Annotated in this window: 20 protein-coding genes and 1 tRNA gene; all 21 read left to right on the plus strand. The window is 67.2% G+C overall.

The genetic code is table 11. The features are described 5' to 3' along the window. Positions 1-1,008 (plus strand): YCF48-related protein (locus tag ASC67_RS00005; RefSeq protein ID WP_235566173.1); only part of this gene is annotated, 1,008 nt, incomplete at its 5' end. Beyond that, positions 1,005-3,401, plus strand: coding sequence for an RND family transporter (locus ASC67_RS00010; protein WP_056314289.1), 2,397 nt, complete (start codon positions 1,005-1,007; stop codon positions 3,399-3,401). The genes ASC67_RS00005 and ASC67_RS00010, both read left to right, overlap by 4 nt. Before the next feature lie 100 nt (positions 3,402-3,501). Further along, on the plus strand, positions 3,502-5,598 hold the full coding sequence (locus tag ASC67_RS00015; RefSeq protein ID WP_235566174.1) for a DUF1302 family protein: 2,097 nt from the start codon (positions 3,502-3,504) through the stop codon (positions 5,596-5,598). Between the two features lie 147 nt (positions 5,599-5,745). Next, positions 5,746-6,888: DUF1329 domain-containing protein (locus ASC67_RS00020; RefSeq protein ID WP_255353650.1), on the plus strand; the 1,143-nt coding region annotated here is incomplete at its 3' end. Between the two features lie 40 nt (positions 6,889-6,928). Continuing rightward, positions 6,929-7,156, plus strand: coding sequence for a DUF1329 domain-containing protein (locus ASC67_RS20905; RefSeq protein ID WP_255353660.1), 228 nt, complete (start codon positions 6,929-6,931; stop codon positions 7,154-7,156). Between the two features lie 63 nt (positions 7,157-7,219). After that, on the plus strand, positions 7,220-8,131 hold the full coding sequence (locus tag ASC67_RS00025) for an acetaldehyde dehydrogenase (acetylating) (protein ID WP_056314290.1): 912 nt from the start codon (positions 7,220-7,222) through the stop codon (positions 8,129-8,131). A gap of 23 nt (positions 8,132-8,154) precedes the next feature. After that, the gene (gene dmpG / locus ASC67_RS00030) at positions 8,155-9,201 is read left to right on the plus strand and encodes a 4-hydroxy-2-oxovalerate aldolase (RefSeq protein ID WP_056315049.1); all 1,047 of its coding nucleotides are present in this window, start codon (positions 8,155-8,157) and stop codon (positions 9,199-9,201) included. Positions 9,202-9,236: 35 nt separating this feature from the next. Beyond that, complete coding sequence (locus ASC67_RS00035; RefSeq protein WP_011829858.1) at positions 9,237-9,428, plus strand: 2-hydroxymuconate tautomerase; 192 nt, start codon at positions 9,237-9,239, stop codon at positions 9,426-9,428. Positions 9,429-9,518: 90 nt separating this feature from the next. Then, positions 9,519-9,983 (plus strand): low molecular weight protein-tyrosine-phosphatase, encoded by a 465-nt coding sequence (locus ASC67_RS00040; RefSeq protein ID WP_056315051.1) that lies wholly within the window; start codon positions 9,519-9,521, stop codon positions 9,981-9,983. Between the two features lie 141 nt (positions 9,984-10,124). Next, on the plus strand, positions 10,125-10,658 hold the full coding sequence (gene iscR, locus ASC67_RS00045; protein WP_011829856.1) for a Fe-S cluster assembly transcriptional regulator IscR: 534 nt from the start codon (positions 10,125-10,127) through the stop codon (positions 10,656-10,658). Between the two features lie 54 nt (positions 10,659-10,712). After that, positions 10,713-11,933, plus strand: coding sequence for an IscS subfamily cysteine desulfurase (locus ASC67_RS00050; protein ID WP_056314291.1), 1,221 nt, complete (start codon positions 10,713-10,715; stop codon positions 11,931-11,933). A 44-nt stretch (positions 11,934-11,977) separates the two neighbouring features. Next, the gene (gene iscU / locus ASC67_RS00055; RefSeq protein ID WP_056314292.1) at positions 11,978-12,388 is read left to right on the plus strand and encodes a Fe-S cluster assembly scaffold IscU; all 411 of its coding nucleotides are present in this window, start codon (positions 11,978-11,980) and stop codon (positions 12,386-12,388) included. A 5-nt stretch (positions 12,389-12,393) separates the two neighbouring features. Then, complete coding sequence (gene iscA, locus ASC67_RS00060; protein ID WP_011829853.1) at positions 12,394-12,717, plus strand: iron-sulfur cluster assembly protein IscA; 324 nt, start codon at positions 12,394-12,396, stop codon at positions 12,715-12,717. 61 nt (positions 12,718-12,778) lie between these two features. Then, complete coding sequence (hscB, locus tag ASC67_RS00065) at positions 12,779-13,297, plus strand: Fe-S protein assembly co-chaperone HscB (RefSeq protein ID WP_056315053.1); 519 nt, start codon at positions 12,779-12,781, stop codon at positions 13,295-13,297. A gap of 4 nt (positions 13,298-13,301) precedes the next feature. After that, entirely contained in the window at positions 13,302-15,158 is a 1,857-nt protein-coding gene (gene hscA, locus ASC67_RS00070; RefSeq protein ID WP_056314293.1) for a Fe-S protein assembly chaperone HscA, read from the plus strand. Positions 15,159-15,175: 17 nt separating this feature from the next. After that, complete coding sequence (gene fdx, locus ASC67_RS00075; protein ID WP_056314294.1) at positions 15,176-15,514, plus strand: ISC system 2Fe-2S type ferredoxin; 339 nt, start codon at positions 15,176-15,178, stop codon at positions 15,512-15,514. A gap of 84 nt (positions 15,515-15,598) precedes the next feature. Beyond that, positions 15,599-16,303 (plus strand): DNA polymerase III subunit epsilon, encoded by a 705-nt coding sequence (gene dnaQ, locus ASC67_RS00080; protein WP_056314295.1) that lies wholly within the window; start codon positions 15,599-15,601, stop codon positions 16,301-16,303. A 37-nt stretch (positions 16,304-16,340) separates the two neighbouring features. Next, positions 16,341-16,415, plus strand: a tRNA-Val gene (locus ASC67_RS00085). Positions 16,416-16,508: 93 nt separating this feature from the next. Further along, positions 16,509-16,862, plus strand: coding sequence for a CidA/LrgA family protein (locus tag ASC67_RS00090; protein WP_056314296.1), 354 nt, complete (start codon positions 16,509-16,511; stop codon positions 16,860-16,862). Next, positions 16,859-17,590 (plus strand): LrgB family protein, encoded by a 732-nt coding sequence (locus tag ASC67_RS00095; RefSeq protein WP_056314297.1) that lies wholly within the window; start codon positions 16,859-16,861, stop codon positions 17,588-17,590. Before ASC67_RS00090 ends, ASC67_RS00095 begins: the two co-directional genes overlap by 4 nt. Before the next feature lie 91 nt (positions 17,591-17,681). Then, complete coding sequence (locus tag ASC67_RS00100) at positions 17,682-18,164, plus strand: hypothetical protein (RefSeq protein ID WP_200946731.1); 483 nt, start codon at positions 17,682-17,684, stop codon at positions 18,162-18,164. Positions 18,165-18,383: the final 219 nt, after the last annotated feature.

An 18,383-nucleotide genomic window follows, 5' to 3' on the forward strand; every position in this document is an offset into this window, starting at 1 on the left:
CGAGGCCTGAGCACATTGCTGCTGCTCTATGGTCTGCAAGGTCTGAGCGGGTGCATGCAGGCGCCTGATTTCAGTGCGGTGAAGGCCGAGCGCCAGAAGCCGGTACTGAGGACCGACACCTTCCAGTCGGCGTCGAGCAACGGCMRGGTCCTGGTGGCGGGGACCGCGAGCGGCGCGCTGGTCAGCTCGGCCGAYGCGGGGCGCAGCTGGAGCCGCCAGCGCCTGGCCTCGCCGGCCTCCGTCATTGCCCTGACCGCCTGCGCCGACGGCAGCTTCATCGGCCTGGACTTCTACCGCAAGGTCTGGATCGGCGACGCCACCGGCCAGCAATGGAGCGCCCGACCCCTGCCCGGCAAGACCAACCCCATGGCCATCGCCTGCGCCCCCGACGGGCGCCTGTGGGTCGCCGGCAGCCACACCACGCTCCTCTCCAGCGCCGACCGCGGCCAGACCTGGAGCGCCACCGACTTCGACGAAGACGCGCTCCTCACCACCCTGCAGTTCATCGACGACCAGCACGCCATCGTCACCGGAGAATTCGGCACCGTCCTCACCAGCGCCGACGCCGGCAAGACCTGGGTCAGGCAAGCCCCCATCCCCGGCGACTTCTACCCCTACGCCACCGTCTTCACCGACCGTCTCAACGGCTGGTCCAGCGGCCTGGGCGGCGTCATCCAGCACACCGCCGACGGCGGCAAGACCTGGCGCGCCCAGGACAACCACGCCGCAGCCCCCATGTACACCCTGCTGCGCCAGGGCGACGAGCTCTACGGCCTGGGCGGCGGCGGCCTCATGGTCGTCAAGCGAGGCGACACCTGGGAACGCTTCGACCACGGCCTCGTCCCGCCCGCCTACCTCGCCGCCGGCGCCGTGCTCGACGCCCGCTCCATGCTCGTGGCCGGCTCCGCCGGTGCCCTGCACGTCGTCACCGCGCCCGGCCAGATCGCGCTCGCCGCCCACGACCCCCAGGCCCTCGCCCAGTCCCATCCCCAAGGAGCCGCCCGATGAACGGCCTGCGCCAACGCATCGTCACCGTCCTGCAGCGCGGCGAAGAGTGGCTCTTCGCCAACCCCAAGTACGTGCTCGGCATCATCCTGGCGGTCACCCTGGGCTTCGCCACCCAGCTGCCCGCGCTCAAGATCTACACCGACTTCAGCGACCTGCTCCCGCAGAAGCACGCCTACATCCAGACCTACAACCGCATCAAGGAGAACTTCGGCGGCGCCAACATGATCGTCATGGCCATCGAAGTCGAGCAGGGCACCATCTTCAACGACCGCACCCTCGCGCTCATCGACCAGGCCACCCAGGGCATCGACAACCTCCCCAGCGTCAACCACAACCTCGTCGCCAGCCTCACCCACCGCACCGCGCGCAAGGTCTACCTCACCGCCGACGGCAACTTCGCCTCCGAGTCCTACTACGACCCGGCCCAGCCCGCGCGCAGCGCCGAGCAGCTCGAGCAACTGCGCAAGGACGTCGTCGCCAACCCGCGCATCTACGGCCTGCTCGTCTCGCCCGACCTCAAGGCCGCGCTGGTCAAGGCCCAGCTCAACGAAGGCGACATCGACTACGCCAAGACCTTCGCGGCGCTGCAGGACGTGCGCCACAAGCTCGAGCAGCCCGGCCACAAGGTCTACGTCACCGGCAACCCGGTGCTCACCGGCTACGTCTACACCTACCTCGACCAGATCATCGCGATCATGTTCTCCACGCTGGCCCTGCTGGCGCTGCTGCTGATCGTCTACTTCCGCCGCTTCTACGGCGTCGCGCTGCCGCTGCTGGGCATCGCGCTGTCCTCGATCTGGGGCCTGGGCTTCATGGCACTGCTCGGCTACAACCTCGAGCCGCTGTCCATGCCCATCCCCTTCCTGATCGCCGCGCGCGCCACCTCGCACGGCGTGCAGCTCGTGGCGCGCTACTACGAAGAGCTCGCCGTCACCCACAGCGGCAAGCAGGCCGCGCGCAACGCCCTCGACGCGCTGTTCCGGCCCGGCTCGCTGGCCATCGTCGTCGACGCCCTCGGCCTGGCCGTGCTCGTGCTCGGCGCAGCCCCCTTCAACTGGAAGCTCGGCGTCTCCGCCGGCTTCTGGGGCCTGGCGGTCATCTTCACCGTCCACTTCATGGTCCCGCTCGCGCTCACCGTGCTGCCCCAGCCGAAGAAGACCGAGAACAAGAACCAGGGCATGCGCAGCTTCCTGGCCGCCGTCATGGCCCGCACCGGCGGCACCCGCGGCGGCGCCATCGCCATCCTCGTCGTCTCGGCCGTGCTGATGGCCGGCGGCAGCCTGTACGCCGCACGCGTGCAGATCGGCGAGTCCGAGCCCGGCTCGCCCATCCTCAAGCGCGACCACGACTTCAACCTCTCCACCAAGGCCATCAACGCCCGCTTCCCCGGCTCCGAGGAACTCCACATCGTCGCGCGCACCGCCGAGAAGGGCGGCATCAAGCGCCCCGAAGTCCTGCAGGCCATGGAGGACTTCCAGCAGCACATGCAGGCCGACCCCGCGCTCGGCGGCGTCAAGGCCATCCCGGCCATGGTGCGTGCCGTCAACCGCCTCACCCACAGCGACGACCCGCGCTGGATGCAGCTGCCCGACAACGCCGCCGAAGTCGGCGGCCTCATGTTCGCCTACATGGCCTCCAGCCCCATCCCCGGTGCGCTCAAGGAGTTCGTCAACGCCGACGAGAACGAAGCCAACATGGTCTTCTTCTACAAGGACCAGCGCGCCGAGACCATCAACCGCGCCGTCGAACTCGCCAAGGAAGGCGCCGCCGAGATCGAGCGGCGCGTGCCCGGCCTCACCATCGAACTCGGCGGCGGCCTGATCGGCGTCACCGCGGCGGCCAACGAAGCCCTGCACGCCGACCACATGCTCATCATCCCCCTGGTGATGGGCGTCGCCTTCCTGCTGGTGATGGTCTATTACCAGTCCTTCCACGCCGGCTGGCTGATGGTCCTGCCCATGCTGTTCTCCACCGTCATGACCTACGCCTACATGGGCATCCAGGGCATCGGCATCAGCGTCAACACCGTCCCCGTCATCGCCGTCGGCGTGGGCGTGGGCATCGACTACGCGGTGTACTTCATGGACCGCATCCGCGAAGAGTACGAAGCCACCCACGACATCCGCCAGGCCGCCGTCAACGCCTTCAGCACCACCGGCTACGCGGTCAGCTTCACCGCGCTCACCCTGATCGCCGGCGTCGTGATGTGGATCTTCCTGTCCGACCTGCGCTTCCAGTCCGACGCCGCGGTGCTGCTCTCCTTCATGCTCGTCGTCAACGCCGTCGCCGCCATGCTCATCGTGCCGGCCTGGTGCGTGGTCTTCAAGCCGCGCTTCGTGACCGCCGAGCCTGAGGACCGCGGCAACGCACCGGCGGCCCTGCAACCCGCCTGACCAGTCCAGGAGTGACGACCCGCGGGCAGGAGACGGCCCGCCCGACGAGAAGCTGTGCATTCGATTCCATCCAAGGAACCCACGGAGCGAGGAGACAACGATGAAGAACAGACAGAGCCACCCGCGCCCACAAGGCGCCCACCCCCGCCACGGCCACGGCCATCCGCCCCGCCAGCCTCACCACCGCCTCGCCCGCGCGGCGCTGGCCGGCGGCCTGGCGGTGTGCGGCCTGGCCCAGGCGCAGGACGCCGCCGCGCCGGTCGACCCCTGGAAGGTCGACATCTACTACGAGAACGACACCCGCTTCAGAGGCAAGGACGAGACCGGCGAGCGCGTCGGGCTCTCCAAGTTCCGCAACACCCTGCAGGTCGAGGCCGACAAGAAGCTCGAGGGCGGCTGGAAGTTCCGCAGCATCCTGCGCGGCAGCTTCGACGGCGTGTACCGCATGAACGACGACCAGTACGGCCGCAAGGCCGGTGGCGGCGTGCTGCTCGAGTCGCAGGGCGGACCGCCCCCGGTGCCGCACGGCAGCGGCATCATCAACAAGGCCGCCGTCGACGGCCTCGGGCTGGTCAACAACGTCTTCGGCTTCAACTCCACCAACCCCGGCGCGCCCAACTACAACCCCAACGAGGGCCTGCGCCTGCTGGGCGACCGCTGGCACGACGTGCCCAACGGCGGGGTGGAGTTCGCCACCCCGGTGCGCCCCTGCGACACCGACCGGCGCGGCTGCGCCGACTTCGGCGGCTACGGCGACAAGAAGCGCAGCGAGCTCGAGCTGCCCGAGTTCAACGAGCGCTGGGACGTCATCCGCGAGGCCTTCGTCACCAACACCGTCGGCCTGGCCGACGGCAAGCAGCTCTTCCTCAAGCTGGGCAAGCAGCAGGTGGTGTGGGGCCGCACCGACCTGTTCCGCGTGCTCGACGTGATCAACCCGGTCGACTACTCGCGCAACAACATCTACGACGAGCTGCAGGACATCCGCATCCCGATGTGGATCGCCCAGGCCGAGTACCGCATGGGCCCGAGCGAGACCATGCAGGACCGCAACCTGCAGGTGGTGTGGAACTTCGACAAGTTCCGCCCCAACAACCTCGGCCAGTGCGGCACCGCCAACGTCATCCTCGACGCCGGCTGCTTCTTCCGCGGCATGAAGAACCTGTGGGACAACGGCGGCACGGTGGCCAACTTCGCCAACGTCGGCCCCGGCGTGCTGCTGGCCACCGACTTCGGCCCCGGCCAGATCGGCCTGCGCGACGTGAAGCTGCCCAACTGGAGCCTGAAGAACACCCAGCTCGGRCTGAAGTACGAGGGCGTGAGCCAGGACGGCCTGTCGTTCTCGCTCAACGCGCTGACCTACCGCTCGCAGCTGCCCTCGCTGCACGGCGGCAAGGGCGCGACSAACKCCTTCACCGGCGAGACGCGCACCGATGCGCAGGGYGGCTGGCCCTACCTGATCGCCTTCGACATGCACTTCCCGCGCGTCAACCTGATCGGCGGCTCGATGGACTTCGAGTGGCAGGCGGCCAAGGCGGCGGTGCGGGTCGAGGCGGCCTTCACCAACGGCGAGGAGTTCGCCAACACCCTCAAGCCCCAGCTGTACTCGAAGAACAAGGTGTTCCGCTCGGTGGTCGGCTTCGACCGGCCCACCTTCGTGCCCTTCATCAAYCCCAACCGCACCACGCTGTTCTCCGCGCAGCTGTTCTACCAGCACATCTTCGACCACGAGTACGAGCGCGGCCAGTTCGGCCCGGTGGGCATGCCCGACTGGGAGAACAACGTGATCGCCACGCTGCTGATGAAGGCCTTCCTACCGGCCCACCTTCGTGCCCTTCATCAATCCCAACCGCACCACGCTGTTCTCCGCGCAGCTGTTCTACCAGCACATCTTCGACCACGAGTACGAGCGCGGCCAGTTCGGCCCGGTGGGCATGCCCGACTGGGAGAACAACGTGATCGCCACGCTGCTGATGAAGGCCTTCCTGGTCAACGACCGCGTCAGCCCGCAGCTGATCACGGCCTACGACGTGCAGGCGAGGGCGCTGGTCACGTCGCCGCAGATCGACTGGATCGTCACAGACAAGTTCAAGATCAGCTTCGGGGGCAACTTCAAGCTGCGCAACGGCGACGAGCGCTGGAAGTTCGACGACTGCCGCTCGTGCAACCCGTGGGCGCCGTTCACCGCGCCTTTCGGTGACGCCGACCCCACCACCGCCTACTCGCGCGGCCTCGGCGGCCTCGAGCCCCTCGGGCGCTTCCGCGCCGGCCCCATCGGCGCCGCATGGAAGGAGAACGAGATCTTCCTCACCGCGCGGTATCAGTTCTGAAGCAGGAGACAAGCATCATGACAACGAAGATTCAACAAATCGGGCTGGTCCTGTTCACGGCGGGCTTCGCCCTGACCGCCGGCGCCGCCACCGAGGCCGACGTGGAGGCCTCGTTCAACCCGTACAAGAGCGGCTTCCCGAGCGTTGCCGGCCTGACTCCCGGCACCGTGGTGAACAAGGCCAACGTCGAGCAGTTCAAGGACGCCCTGGACCCGGGCATCTACCAGATCGTCAAGAACGGCTGGGACGAGATCAAGGTCGGACCGACCACGCAGTTCGCGATGGACAAGTTCTACGTCGAGGCCACGAAGAAGAACCTGAACACCGCCAAGCTCGGCGCCCAGAACGGTGAGATCACCGGCTTCGTTGCCGGCCGGCCCTTCCCCGAGGAGCCCAAGGCCGACGACCCGCGTGCCGGCGAGAAGCTGGCGTGGAACTTCAAGTACGGCCTCAACTGGGGCGACAACGCCGCGATCTACCCGTTCTACTGGAAGTACCGCAACATGACGAGCGGCCAGGTCGAGCGGACCATCATGTTCAATTTCCACTTCCTGAACTTCAAGCACCGCGTGCAGCACGCGCCGGTGCCCGAAGTGACGCCGAACCCGTCGGAGCTGTTCCGCGGCATCTACGTGAAGGTGCTCGAGCCGCAGGACCTGAAGAACACGCAACTGCTGATCCAGCGCTACGAGGACGACCTGAAGTTCGACGACGCCTACCTCTACCTCGGCTTCCAGCGCCGCGTGCGCCGGCTCGCCACCGGGCAGACCACCGATGCCTTTCTCGGCGCCGACCTGATGATCGAGGACTTCGAGGGCTACAACGGCCGCGTCTCGGACATGAAGTGGACGTTCAAGGGCACGAAGAACATCCTGATGCCCTACTACAACCACAACGAGCTGCAGCTGACCGACGAGTTCAAGGATCCGAGCGGCTACAAGTTCGTGGACTTCGGCGGGCAGGGCGGCTGCTTCCCGAAGATCACCTGGCAGCTGCGCAAGGTCTACGTGCTGGAGGCGGTGCCGGTGAACCCGGCGCACCCGATCAGCAAGCGCGTCTTCCACATCGACGCGCAGGTCTACAACATCAACCGCACGCTGATCTACGACCGCAAGGGCGAGCTGTGGAAGACCTTCACGATCGGCAAGTCGCACCCCGATNCACATCGACGCGCAGGTCTACAACATCAACCGCACGCTGATCTACGACCGCAAGGGCGAGCTGTGGAAGACCTTCACGATCGGCAAGTCGCACCCCGATCACCACCTGCCGGTCAACAAGGGCACCGGCATCGCGATCGACGACTCGTTCTCGATGGTCGACGTGCAGGCCAAGCACTGCACCACCGGCCAGTTCAAGGGCCAGGTCGATCCCAAGCTCAACCCCCCAAGCCTGTTCCAGGTGCAGAACATGCGCGGTGGGGACTGACGAGCTCGCGGCCGGCGACGCGGGTCGCCGGCCCCTGAATCTGTTCACTCCCGGAGTTTTTCCATGAAGAAGATCAAGTGCGCCCTGATCGGGCCGGGCAACATCGGCACCGACCTGCTGGCCAAGCTCAAGCGCAGCGCGGTGCTCGAGCCGGTGTGGATGGTCGGCATCGATCCCGAGTCCGACGGCTTGAAGCGCGCACGCGAGATGGGCATCAAGACCACCGCCGAAGGCGTGGACGGACTGCTGCCGCACGTGAAGGCCGACGGCGTGCAGATCGCCTTCGACGCCACCAGCGCCTATGTGCATGCCGAGAACTCGCGCAAGCTCAATGCGCTGGGCGTGATGATGATCGACCTGACGCCGGCGGCGATCGGCCCGTTCTGCGTGCCGCCGGTGAACCTGAAGCAGCATCTGGGGCGGCGTGAGATGAACGTCAACATGGTCACCTGCGGCGGCCAGGCCACCATCCCGATGGTGGCGGCGGTGTCGCAGGTGCAGGCGGTGGCCTACGGCGAGATCGTCGCCACCGTCTCCAGCCGCTCGGTCGGCCCCGGCACGCGCAAGAACATCGACGAGTTCACCCGCACCACGGCCGGTGCGGTGGAGAAGGTGGGCGGCGCGAAGAAGGGCAAGGCCATCATCATCATCAACCCGGCCGAGCCGCCGTTGATCATGCGCGACACCGTGCACTGCCTGACGGTGGACGAACCCGACCGCGACAGGATCACCGCATCGATCCACCAGATGATCCGCGAGGTGCAGAAGTACGTGCCGGGCTACAAGCTGGTCAACGGGCCGGTGTTCGACGGCAAGCGCGTGTCGGTCTTCATGGAGGTCGAGGGCCTGGGCGACTACCTGCCCAAGTACGCCGGCAACCTCGACATCATGACCGCCGCCGCCGCACGCACCGCCGAGATGTTCGCCGAGGAACTGATCGCCGGCACGCTGAAGCTCGAAGCCGTGCCGGCCTGACCCGGACGAAGGAGAACGCCATGATGAACCTGCAAGGCAAGAAGATCACCGTCCACGACATGACGCTGCGCGACGGCATGCACCCCAAGCGCCACCTGATGACGCTGGATCAGATGAAGAGCATCGCCAGCGGCCTGGACGCCGCCGGTGTGCCGCTGATCGAGGTGACGCACGGCGACGGCCTGGGCGGCTCGTCGGTCAACTATGGTTTCCCGGCCCACAGCGACGAGGAATACCTCGGTGCGGTGATCCCGCTGATGAAGCAGGCCAAGGTGTCGGCGTTGCTGCTACCGGGCATCGGCACCGTCGACCACCTGCTGATGGCCAAGGACCTCGGCGTGCACACCGTGCGCGTGGCCACCCACTGCACCGAGGCCGACGTGTCCGAGCAGCACATCTCGAAGGCTCGCTCGCTCGAGATGGACACCGTGGGCTTCCTGATGATGGCCCACATGGCCAGCCCCGAGAAGCTGGTGAGCCAGGCGCTGCTGATGGAAGGCTATGGGGCCAACTGCATCTACGTCACCGACTCGGCCGGCTACATGCTGCCCGACGACGTGACGGTGCGGCTGCGCGCGGTGCGCGACGCCCTGAAGCCCGAGACCGAACTGGGTTTCCATGGTCATCACAACCTCGCGATGGGGGTGGCCAACTCGATCGCCGCGGTCGACGCCGGTGCGAACCGCATCGACGCGGCGGCCGCCGGACTGGGCGCGGGCGCGGGCAACACGCCGATGGAGGTGTTCATCGCCGTGTGCGACCGCATGGGCATCGCGACCGGCGTGGACGTGTTCAAGATCCAGGACGTGGCCGAGGACCTGGTGGTGCCGATCATGGACCACATCATCCGTGTCGACCGCGATTCGCTGACGCTGGGCTATGCCGGCGTGTACTCGTCCTTCCTGCTGTTCGCCAAGCGTGCCGAGAAGAAGTACGGCGTGCCGGCGCGTGAGATCCTGGTCGAACTGGGCCGCCGCGGCATGGTGGGCGGCCAGGAGGACATGATCGAGGACACCGCGATGACGCTGGCGCGCGAGCGCGCCTCCGCCACGCACAAGGCCGCCGCCTGAGCGCGACGGCCGCCCACAGAACACAGGAGAAGCTCATGCCGTTTGCACAGATCTACCTCATCGAAGGTCGCACCGAGGAGCAGAAGCGTGCCGTGATCGAGAAGGTCACCCAGGCCATGATGGAGGCCGTGGGGGCGCCGAAGGAGAACGTGCGCGTGTGGATCCACGACGTGCCCAAGGAGAACTGGGGCATCGGCGGCGTCTCCGCGAAGGCGCTCGGCCGCTGAGGACCCGTTGACGGGCGGGCGTTCGTCGAGAATCGCGGCTCTCGATGGAGATGTCCCGTGCCCGACGACCCGCAACCCATCCACGTCCTCATGGTCTGCATGGGGAACATCTGCCGCAGCCCGACCGCCGAAGGCGTACTTCGCGCCAGGCTGGCCGCGGCAGGCCTGGCCGACCGCGTGCGTGTCGACTCGGCCGGCACCCATGCCTATCACGTGGGCGAACCCCCCGACGAGCGCAGCCAGGCGCACGCCGCGCGGAGGGGCTATGACCTGTCCACGCAGCGGGCGCGTGCCGTTCAGGACGACGATTTCGACCGCTTCGACCTGCTGCTGGCGATGGACTGGGACAATCTGGCGCTGCTGCAGGAGCGCTGCCCGCCGGCCGCCCAGCGCAAGCTGAAGCGCCTGATGGAGTTCGGCCGCGGGGCAGGCAGTGAAGTTGTACCCGACCCTTATTACGGTGGGGCTGCCGGATTCGATCACGTGCTCGATCTGGTGGAGACCGCCTGCGACGGGCTGATCGAGCACCTCGCTCGAACTCCGGGACGCGAGTAGGGGAACTTACGGGGGCGTGTCCGACCAAATAAGTCGGCTTCACCTATAATTGAGCTAATCAGTCGGGATTAAGCCCGACGGCTCGCAGTGAAGCGATCCCGGACATCCGGTCCGCCAGCCACGCGCCTCAAGGAGTTCAGTATGCGTCTCACCACCAAAGGCCGTTTTGCCGTCACCGCCATGATCGATCTGGCCCTGCGCGAGCACAGCGGCCCGGTTGCGCTGGCCGCGATCAGCTCGCGCCAGCAGATCTCGCTGTCCTATCTGGAGCAGCTGTTCGGCAAGCTGCGTCGCCATGAACTGGTCGAGTCGACCCGCGGCCCGGGTGGCGGCTACTCGCTGGGCCGCAAGGCCGAGGAGATCACGGTCGCCGACATCATCGTCGCGGTCGACGAACCGATCGACGCCACCGGCTGCGGCGGCAAGGAAAACTGCATGGGCGAGGACTCGGGCCGCTGCATGACGCACGACCTGTGGGCCAGCCTGAACACCAAGATGATCGAGTTCCTGGATTCGATCTCGCTGCGCAAACTGGTCGACGACCAGCTGGCCAAGGGCGTGTCGATCGAGGAGGCGCCGGTCAAGCGGGCCATCTCGTCTCAGCCGGTGGTCAAGCCCATCAAGATCACCGCGCCGAACTCGGTGTTCGCGCTCGGTAGCTCGTTCAGCAAGTAATCAACAGCCATCTGCTCCCGCCAGCCAAGCCCTGACGTCAGGGAGCCGCCCGCCATGGACATGACCCCGCACTTCCCGATCTACATGGATTACGGCGCCACGACGCCGGTGGACCCGCGCGTCGTCGACGCGATGATTCCCTGGCTGCGTGAGCACTTCGGCAACCCGGCCTCGCGCAGCCACGCCTGGGGCTGGGAGGCCGAGGAGGCGGTCGAGAAGGCGCGTGGTGAAGTGGCCGCGCTGATCGGCGCGGACCCGCGCGAGATCGTCTGGACCTCCGGGGCGACCGAGTCGAACAACCTCGCGCTGAAGGGCGCCGCGCAGTTCTACAAGACGCGTGGCAAGCACCTGATCACGGTCAGGACCGAGCACAAGGCGGTTCTGGACACCATGCGCGAGCTCGAGCGCCAGGGCTTCGAGGTCAGCTACCTCGAGGTGCAGGAAGACGGGCTGATCGACCTCGACGTGCTCAAGGTCACCCTTCGGCCCGACACGATCCTCGTCTCGGTGATGTTCGTCAACAACGAGATCGGCGTCATCCAGGACATCCCGGCGATCGGCGCACTGTGTCGCGAGCGTGGCATCGTCTTTCACGTCGATGCGGCCCAGGCGACCGGCAAGGTCGCGATCGACCTGTCCACGCTGCCGGTCGACCTGATGAGTCTGGCCTCGCACAAGACCTACGGCCCCAAGGGGATCGGTGCTCTGTACGTGCGGCGCAAGCCGCGCGTGCGGCTGGAAGCGCAGATGCACGGTGGTGGCCACGAGCGCGGCATGCGCTCAGGCACGCTGCCCACGCACCAGATCGTCGGCATGGGCGAGGCCTTCCGCATCGCCCGCGAGGAAATGGGCACCGAGAGCGAGCGCATCCGCATGCTGCAGAAGCGCCTGATCGACGGCCTGGCCGACATCGAGCAGACCTTCCTGAATGGCCACGCCGAGCGTCGCGTGCCGCACAACGTCAACATGAGCTTCAACTTCGTCGAGGGCGAGTCGCTGATCATGGGCATCAAGGGCCTCGCGGTGTCGTCGGGCTCGGCCTGCACCTCGGCGAGCCTGGAGCCCAGCTACGTGCTGCGTGCGCTGGGCCGCAGCGACGAACTGGCGCACTCCAGCCTGCGCATGACCATCGGCCGGTTCACGACCGAGGAAGAGATCGACTACGCCATCAGCACCATCCGCCACAACGTCGCCAAGCTGCGTGAACTGTCGCCGCTGTGGGAGATGTTCCAGGACGGCGTCGACATCAGCACCATCCAGTGGGCGGCTCACTGAGCCCAACCTGGCACCCCGTTCGACCGAGTTACAGGAGCAGCACCATGGCCTACAGCGAAAAAGTCGTTGAGCATTACGAGAATCCCCGCAATGTCGGTTCCTTCGAGAAGGGCGACGACACGGTCGGCACCGGCATGGTCGGTGCACCGGCTTGCGGCGACGTGATGAAACTGCAGATCAAGGTCAATCCGCAGACCGGCCTGATCGAAGACGCCAAGTTCAAGACCTACGGCTGCGGTTCGGCGATCGCGTCGAGTTCGCTGGTCACCGAGTGGGTCAAGGGCAAGTCGCTCGACGAGGCGCTGACGATCAAGAACACCCACATCGCCGAAGAGCTGGCGCTGCCGCCCGTGAAGATCCATTGCTCCATCCTGGCCGAGGACGCGATCAAGGCTGCCGTGAGCGACTACAAGGCCAAGCACGGCAGCACGCAGACCGCAGCCGCAACTCACTGATCACGATGGCCGTCACTCTGACTCCTGCCGCGGCACGCCACGTGACGCGCTACCTGGGCAAGCGCGGCAAGGGCGTCGGTGTGCGTCTGGGCGTCAAGACCACCGGATGCTCCGGCCTGGCCTACAAGCTCGAGTACGCCGACGAAGCGGCACCCGAGGACGTGATCTTCGAGGACCAGGGCGTGAAGGTGCTGGTCGACCCGAAGAGCCTGCCGTACATCGAAGGCACGCAGCTCGACTTCGTGCGCGAAGGGCTGAACGAGGGCTTCAAGTTCAACAACCCGAACGAACGCGACCGCTGTGGTTGCGGTGAATCGTTCCGGATCTGAAGCCGACGATGCATGAAAGGGCGCGGCACGGCCGCGCCCTTTTTTTGATCCCACGACGATGATGAAGCTCGACAGCGACGACTTCGAACTCTTCGGCCTGCCGAGGCGCTGTGCGCAGGACCGCGCGCAGATCGATGCACGCTGGAAGGCCCTGCAGACCGAGGTGCACCCCGACCGCTTCGCTACCGAGGGCGCCGTGGCGCAACGCGTGGCGATGCAATGGGCCGTGCGCGTGAACGAGGCCTATGCGAGGCTGAAGGATCCGCTGAAGCGTGCGGCCTACCTGTGCGAGCTGCAGGGTGCCAAGGTCGAAGCCGAGAGCAACACGGCGATGCCGGCGAGCTTCCTGATGCACCAGATAGCCTGGCGCGAGGCGCTCGACGACGCGCGCGAAGGCGCGGCCGTGCAAGCACTCAACGAGGAGGTGCTGGCTTTTCGCCGCGAGGCCCTGGCCGAATTGGAGTCCACGCTCGACGAGCGCCGCGACTGGGCTGCCGCGGCGCAGCAGGTCAGAGCCCTCATGTTCGTCGAGCGCTTTGCGCACGACCTCGATCGGCGCCTCGAAGCGCTGGGACAATAAACGCATGGCTCTGCTGCAAATCTCCGAACCCGGCCAGTCGCCGGACCCGCACCAGCGGCGCATCGCGGTCGGCATCGACCTCGGCACCACGCATTCGCTGGTGGCCGCGGTGCGCTCCGGTGTCGCCGAATGCCTGCCCGACGGCGAAGGCCGCGTGATCCTGCCTTCGGCGGTGCGCTACCTCGAAGGTGCTCGCCGCGCGATCGGCTTCGACGCGCTGGCCGCGCAGGCCGAGGACCCCGAGAACACCATCGTTTCCGTCAAGCGCTTCATGGGCCGTGCGCTGGCCGACATCGATGGCCGCGAGAAGCTGCCGTACCGATTCGTCGATCAGCCGGGCATGGTGAGCGTGGCCACGCGCGACGGCGTGAAGACGCCGGTCGAGGTGTCGGCCGAGTTGCTGGCAACACTGCGCTTCCGCGCCGAGGACAGCTTCGACGACGAACTGTTCGGCGCGGTGATCACGGTGCCGGCCTATTTCGACGACGCGCAACGTCAGGCCACCAAGGACGCCGCGCAACTGGCCGGTCTGAACGTGCTGCGCCTGATCAACGAGCCCACCGCGGCGGCGATTGCCTACGGCCTGGAGAACGGCAGCGAGGGCCTGTACGCCGTCTACGACCTGGGCGGCGGCACCTTCGACATCTCGCTGCTGCGCCTGAGCGAAGGCGTGTTCGAGGTCGTCGCGACCGGTGGCGATTCGGCGCTGGGAGGTGATGACTACGACCATGCGCTGGCCGACTGGGCGCTGGCCGGCGCCGGGCTCGAGGCCGAGACGGCGCAGGACAAGCGGGCGGTGCTGGTTGCGGCGCGCGCCGTCAAGGAGGCCTTGTCGTCTGCGACCGAGGCGCGCATGCAGGTCGCGCTTCGTGCCGGCACGCTGGACGTCGCAGTCACGCGCGTGCAGTTCGAAGCGCTCACCAGGCCGCTGACCGACCGCACGCTGGCCGCGGTGCGCAAGGTGCTGCGCGACGCGAAGGTGGGCAAGGACGAGGTCAAGGGCGTCGTGCTGGTCGGCGGCTCGACCCGCATGCCGCAGATCCGCGAGGCCGTCACCTTCTACCTCGGCCGCTCGCCGCTGACCGACCTGAACCCCGACGAGGTGGTGGCGCTGGGGGCGGCGATTCAGGCGCATCAGCTGGCGGGCAATGCCTCGGGCAACGACCTGCTGCTGCTCGACGTGACGCCGCTGTCGCTGGGCCTGGAGACGATGGGCGGGCTGGTCGAGCGCATCATCCCGCGCAACAGCAGCATTCCCACGGCGCGGGCGCAGGACTTCACCACCTTCAAGGACGGCCAGACCGCGATGGCCATCCACGTTCTGCAGGGCGAGCGCGAACAGGTCGAGCACTGTCGCTCGCTCGCGCGCTTCGAGTTGCGAGGCATCCCGCCGATGGTGGCCGGCGCGGCGCGTATCCGCGTGAGCTTCCAGGTCGACGCCGACGGGCTGCTGAGCGTCACCGCGCGCGAGCAGACCTCCGGCGTCGAGGCGGCGGTGACGGTCAAGCCGAGCTACGGCCTGGCCGACGAGCAGATCGCCCGCATGCTGCAGGAGGGCTTCACCACCGCGGAGGGCGACATGCGCGATCGCGCGCTGCGCGAGGCCCGTGTCGAGACCGAGCGCATGGTGCTGGCCACCCGGGCCGCGATGGCGGCCGACGGTGATCTGCTCGCCGAGAGCGAGCGCGCCGGCATCGAGGCGCTGATGAAGGCGGCCGAACAGCAGGCGCAGGGCGATGACGCTGTAGCCATCGACGCGGCCGTCAAGGCGCTGGCCGACGGCACCGAGGCCTTCGCGGCCGAGCGCATGAACCGCGGCATCCGGCAGGCCCTGGCCGGTCGGCGCGTCGAAGAAGTCTGACCCCGTTCGAGATTGCCATGCCCACCATCAAGATCCTGCCGCACCCCGAATACTGTCCCCAGGGCGCGAGCATCGAGGCAGCACCCGGCACTTCGATCTGCGAGGCGCTGCTCGAGCACGACATCGAGGTCGAGCACGCCTGCGAGATGAGCTGCGCCTGCACCACCTGCCACGTCGTCGTCCGCGAGGGTTTTGCCTCGCTGAACGAGATGGACGAGAACGAGGAGGACCTGCTGGACCGTGCCTGGGGCCTGGAGCCGAATTCGCGCCTCAGTTGCCAGGCCATCCTGGCGCAGCAGGACCTGGTGGTGGAGATTCCGCGCTACTCGATCAACCACGCCAAGGAAAATCACTGACCGGCGGCGCGCCGGTCAGTGATTTCGGCGTAGGCTCATATCGCGCAGCGATGTGATGCCGAAGCCAGAATCACTGCACTCACCATGACTCGCCAGATCTTCCTCGACACCGAAACCACCGGCCTGAGTCCGGAGAACGGCGATCGCATCATCGAGATCGGTTGCGTGGAGATGCAGAGCCGCCGCCTGACCGGCAGCAACAAGCATTTCTACCTGAACCCGGAGCGACGCAATCACGAGGATGCCGTGAAGATCCACGGCCTGACCGACGAGTTCCTGGCGGACAAGCCCAAGTTCGCGGCCGTCGCCGACGAATTGATGGAGTACCTGGCGGGCGCCGAGATCATCATCCACAACGCGGCCTTCGACGTCGGCTTCCTCGACGCCGAACTGAAGCGCCTGGCGCGGCCCCGATTCGGCGAGCAGGTGGCGGGCGTGACCGACAGCCTCACGATGGCGCGCGAGATGTTCCCCGGCAAATCGAACTCGCTCGACGCGCTGTGCAAGCGCCTCGAGGTCGACAACGCCAGCCGCACCCTGCACGGCGCGTTGCTCGACGCGGGGCTGCTGGCCGAGGTCTACATCCGCATGACGCGGGGGCAGAACTCGCTGGTCATCGATGCCGGGGCCTCGTCGGGCGGCGCTGTCACCGTCGCGGACATCGACCTGCGTCAGTTCACGCTGCCTGTCATCGAGCCCAGCGACGACGAACGCCGGGCGCACGAGGCCGTGCTCGTGGAACTCGACAAGGTCTCCGGCGGCAAGACGCTGTGGCGCGCCATGGCATAATCCTGGCTTCTCGCGATCCCCGCGAGCCCGATTCATCGGGCGGTTAGCTCAGCGGTAGAGCACTGCCTTCACACGGCAGGGGTCGCAGGTTCGAACCCTGCACCGCCCACCAGACAGAAGCCCGCAAGCGGTCCCGCTCGCGGGCTTTTCTCTTGGCGCCGTGCCGGCCCCCTGTCGGCCACATTTGTCACCGGAGGATTGCCCGATGCTGCACGCGATCGCTGCCCTGTTCATCCTGCAACTGATCGGTGAGGTGCTGGTGCAATGGCTGGGCCTGCCGGTGCCGGGGCCGCTGGTCGGCATGCTGCTGCTGCTGGCGGGGCTGGTTGCCTGGGGCCGGGTGCCGGAGGCCTTGCGCGACACCACCAGCGGACTGCTGCAGCACCTGATGCTGCTGTTTATTCCCGCCGTCACCGGCGTGATGATGCATTTCGGCCGGGTCTCGCAGGAGTGGTTGCCGTTCCTCGCGGCGGGCGTCGGCGGCGCGGCGATCACGCTGGTCGTCACGGCCTTCACCTTGCGCTGGATGCTGCGCATCACGAAGTCGTCCGGGCGATGAAGCACAGCCTGTTCGAGGTGTGGGTCTTCCTGGCCAGTTCGCCGCTGCTGTGGTTGACGGTGACGCTGCTGGCCTACTTCGGCGCGACCTGGCTGTACCGGCGCTGCGGCGCCACGCCCTTCCTGATCCCGGTGATGACGGCGACCATCGTGATCATCGCGGTGCTGCTGGTCACCGACACGCCCTATCCGACCTACTTCGAAGGGGCGAAGTTCGTGCACTTCCTGATCGGCCCGGCGACGGTCGCGCTGGCCGTGCCGCTGTACAGCCAGTGGGAGCGCCTGAAGCGGATGTGGCTGCCGATCTCGGTGGCCCTGGTCGTTGGTTCGGTGACGGCCATCCTCTCGGGCATGGGCATCGCGTGGGCGCTCGGTGGCTCCCATGAGACGGTGCTGTCGCTGGCGCCGAGGTCGGCCACGATGCCGATCGCGATGGCGGTGGCCGAGCGCATCGGCGGCCTGCCGTCGCTTGCTGCGGTGGGGGTGGCGATCACCGGCGTGGGCGGCGCGATCGTCGCGCGCGGCTTGCTGAACCTGTCGCGCATCGACGACCCGGCGGTGCGCGGGTTCGCCGTCGGCATCACTGCGCACGCTGTCGGCACGGCGCGCGCCCTGCAGGTCAACGAGACCGCTGGAGCCTTCTCGGCTCTCGCGATGGGCCTCAATGGCATCGCGACGGCGATGCTGATGCCGCTGATCCTGAAGCTGCTGCAGTGGTTGCAGTCGTAGCAGCAAGCGGACAGACCGGGGCGGGAACGCTTTGCCGTGAAACGATGAACGGTATAAACTGAACATACTGTTTATCCCGTTAAGGAGTTCCATGGTCACGAAATCCAAGCCCGCGGTCGCTGCCAAGCGCAAGGCGGTCGTCGCGAAGCCAGTCCGGCCCGTACCGACGCCGAGCAAGCGCGCCAAGGTGGTTGCCGCCCCGATCCGCGTCGAAACGCCGAAGAAGCGCGAGAAGCTGGTCCGCGACGGCTTCACGATCCCCAAGGGCGAGTACGCTGCACTGGCCGATCTGAAGCAGCGCGCTGCGAAGCTGGGACAAGCCGCGAAGAAAAGCGAACTGCTGCGTGCCGGCATCAAGCTGCTGACCGAGCTGGCCGATACGCGTTTCGTCTCGGCGCTGCTGGCGGTACCGACCATCAAGACCGGGCGCCCGCGCGTGAGCGAGCCGCTCGCCGCCACCGCCGCTGCCGCGCCGAAGCCCGTGTCGAAGACGACGCCAAAGCCCGGACCGACCAAGAAGGTCGCGACGAGGAAGCCCGCGCCACGGAAAGTCGCAGCGCGGAAGAAGGCCTGAGCCTTCCCCCTAGGTGAGCTTGCCGACGACCTGCCCGATTCGAGGCAGTCGGCCGCGGGCGCGCAGCGGCGGGGCCTCGCGGCGGATGGGCGAGGCTTTTCCACAGGCTTGTGCACCGCTGCGGTGGACAACTCGCGACGACGCTGCGCTGACCGGTGGCGCCGCAATGGAATTCAGCGGGAGTCGGGCGGGTTCTGCGCGCCGATCCGGCGTGTGCCT

The organism is Methylibium sp. Root1272 (assembly GCF_001425905.1).
Lineage (GTDB): Bacteria > Pseudomonadota > Gammaproteobacteria > Burkholderiales > Burkholderiaceae_C > Methylibium.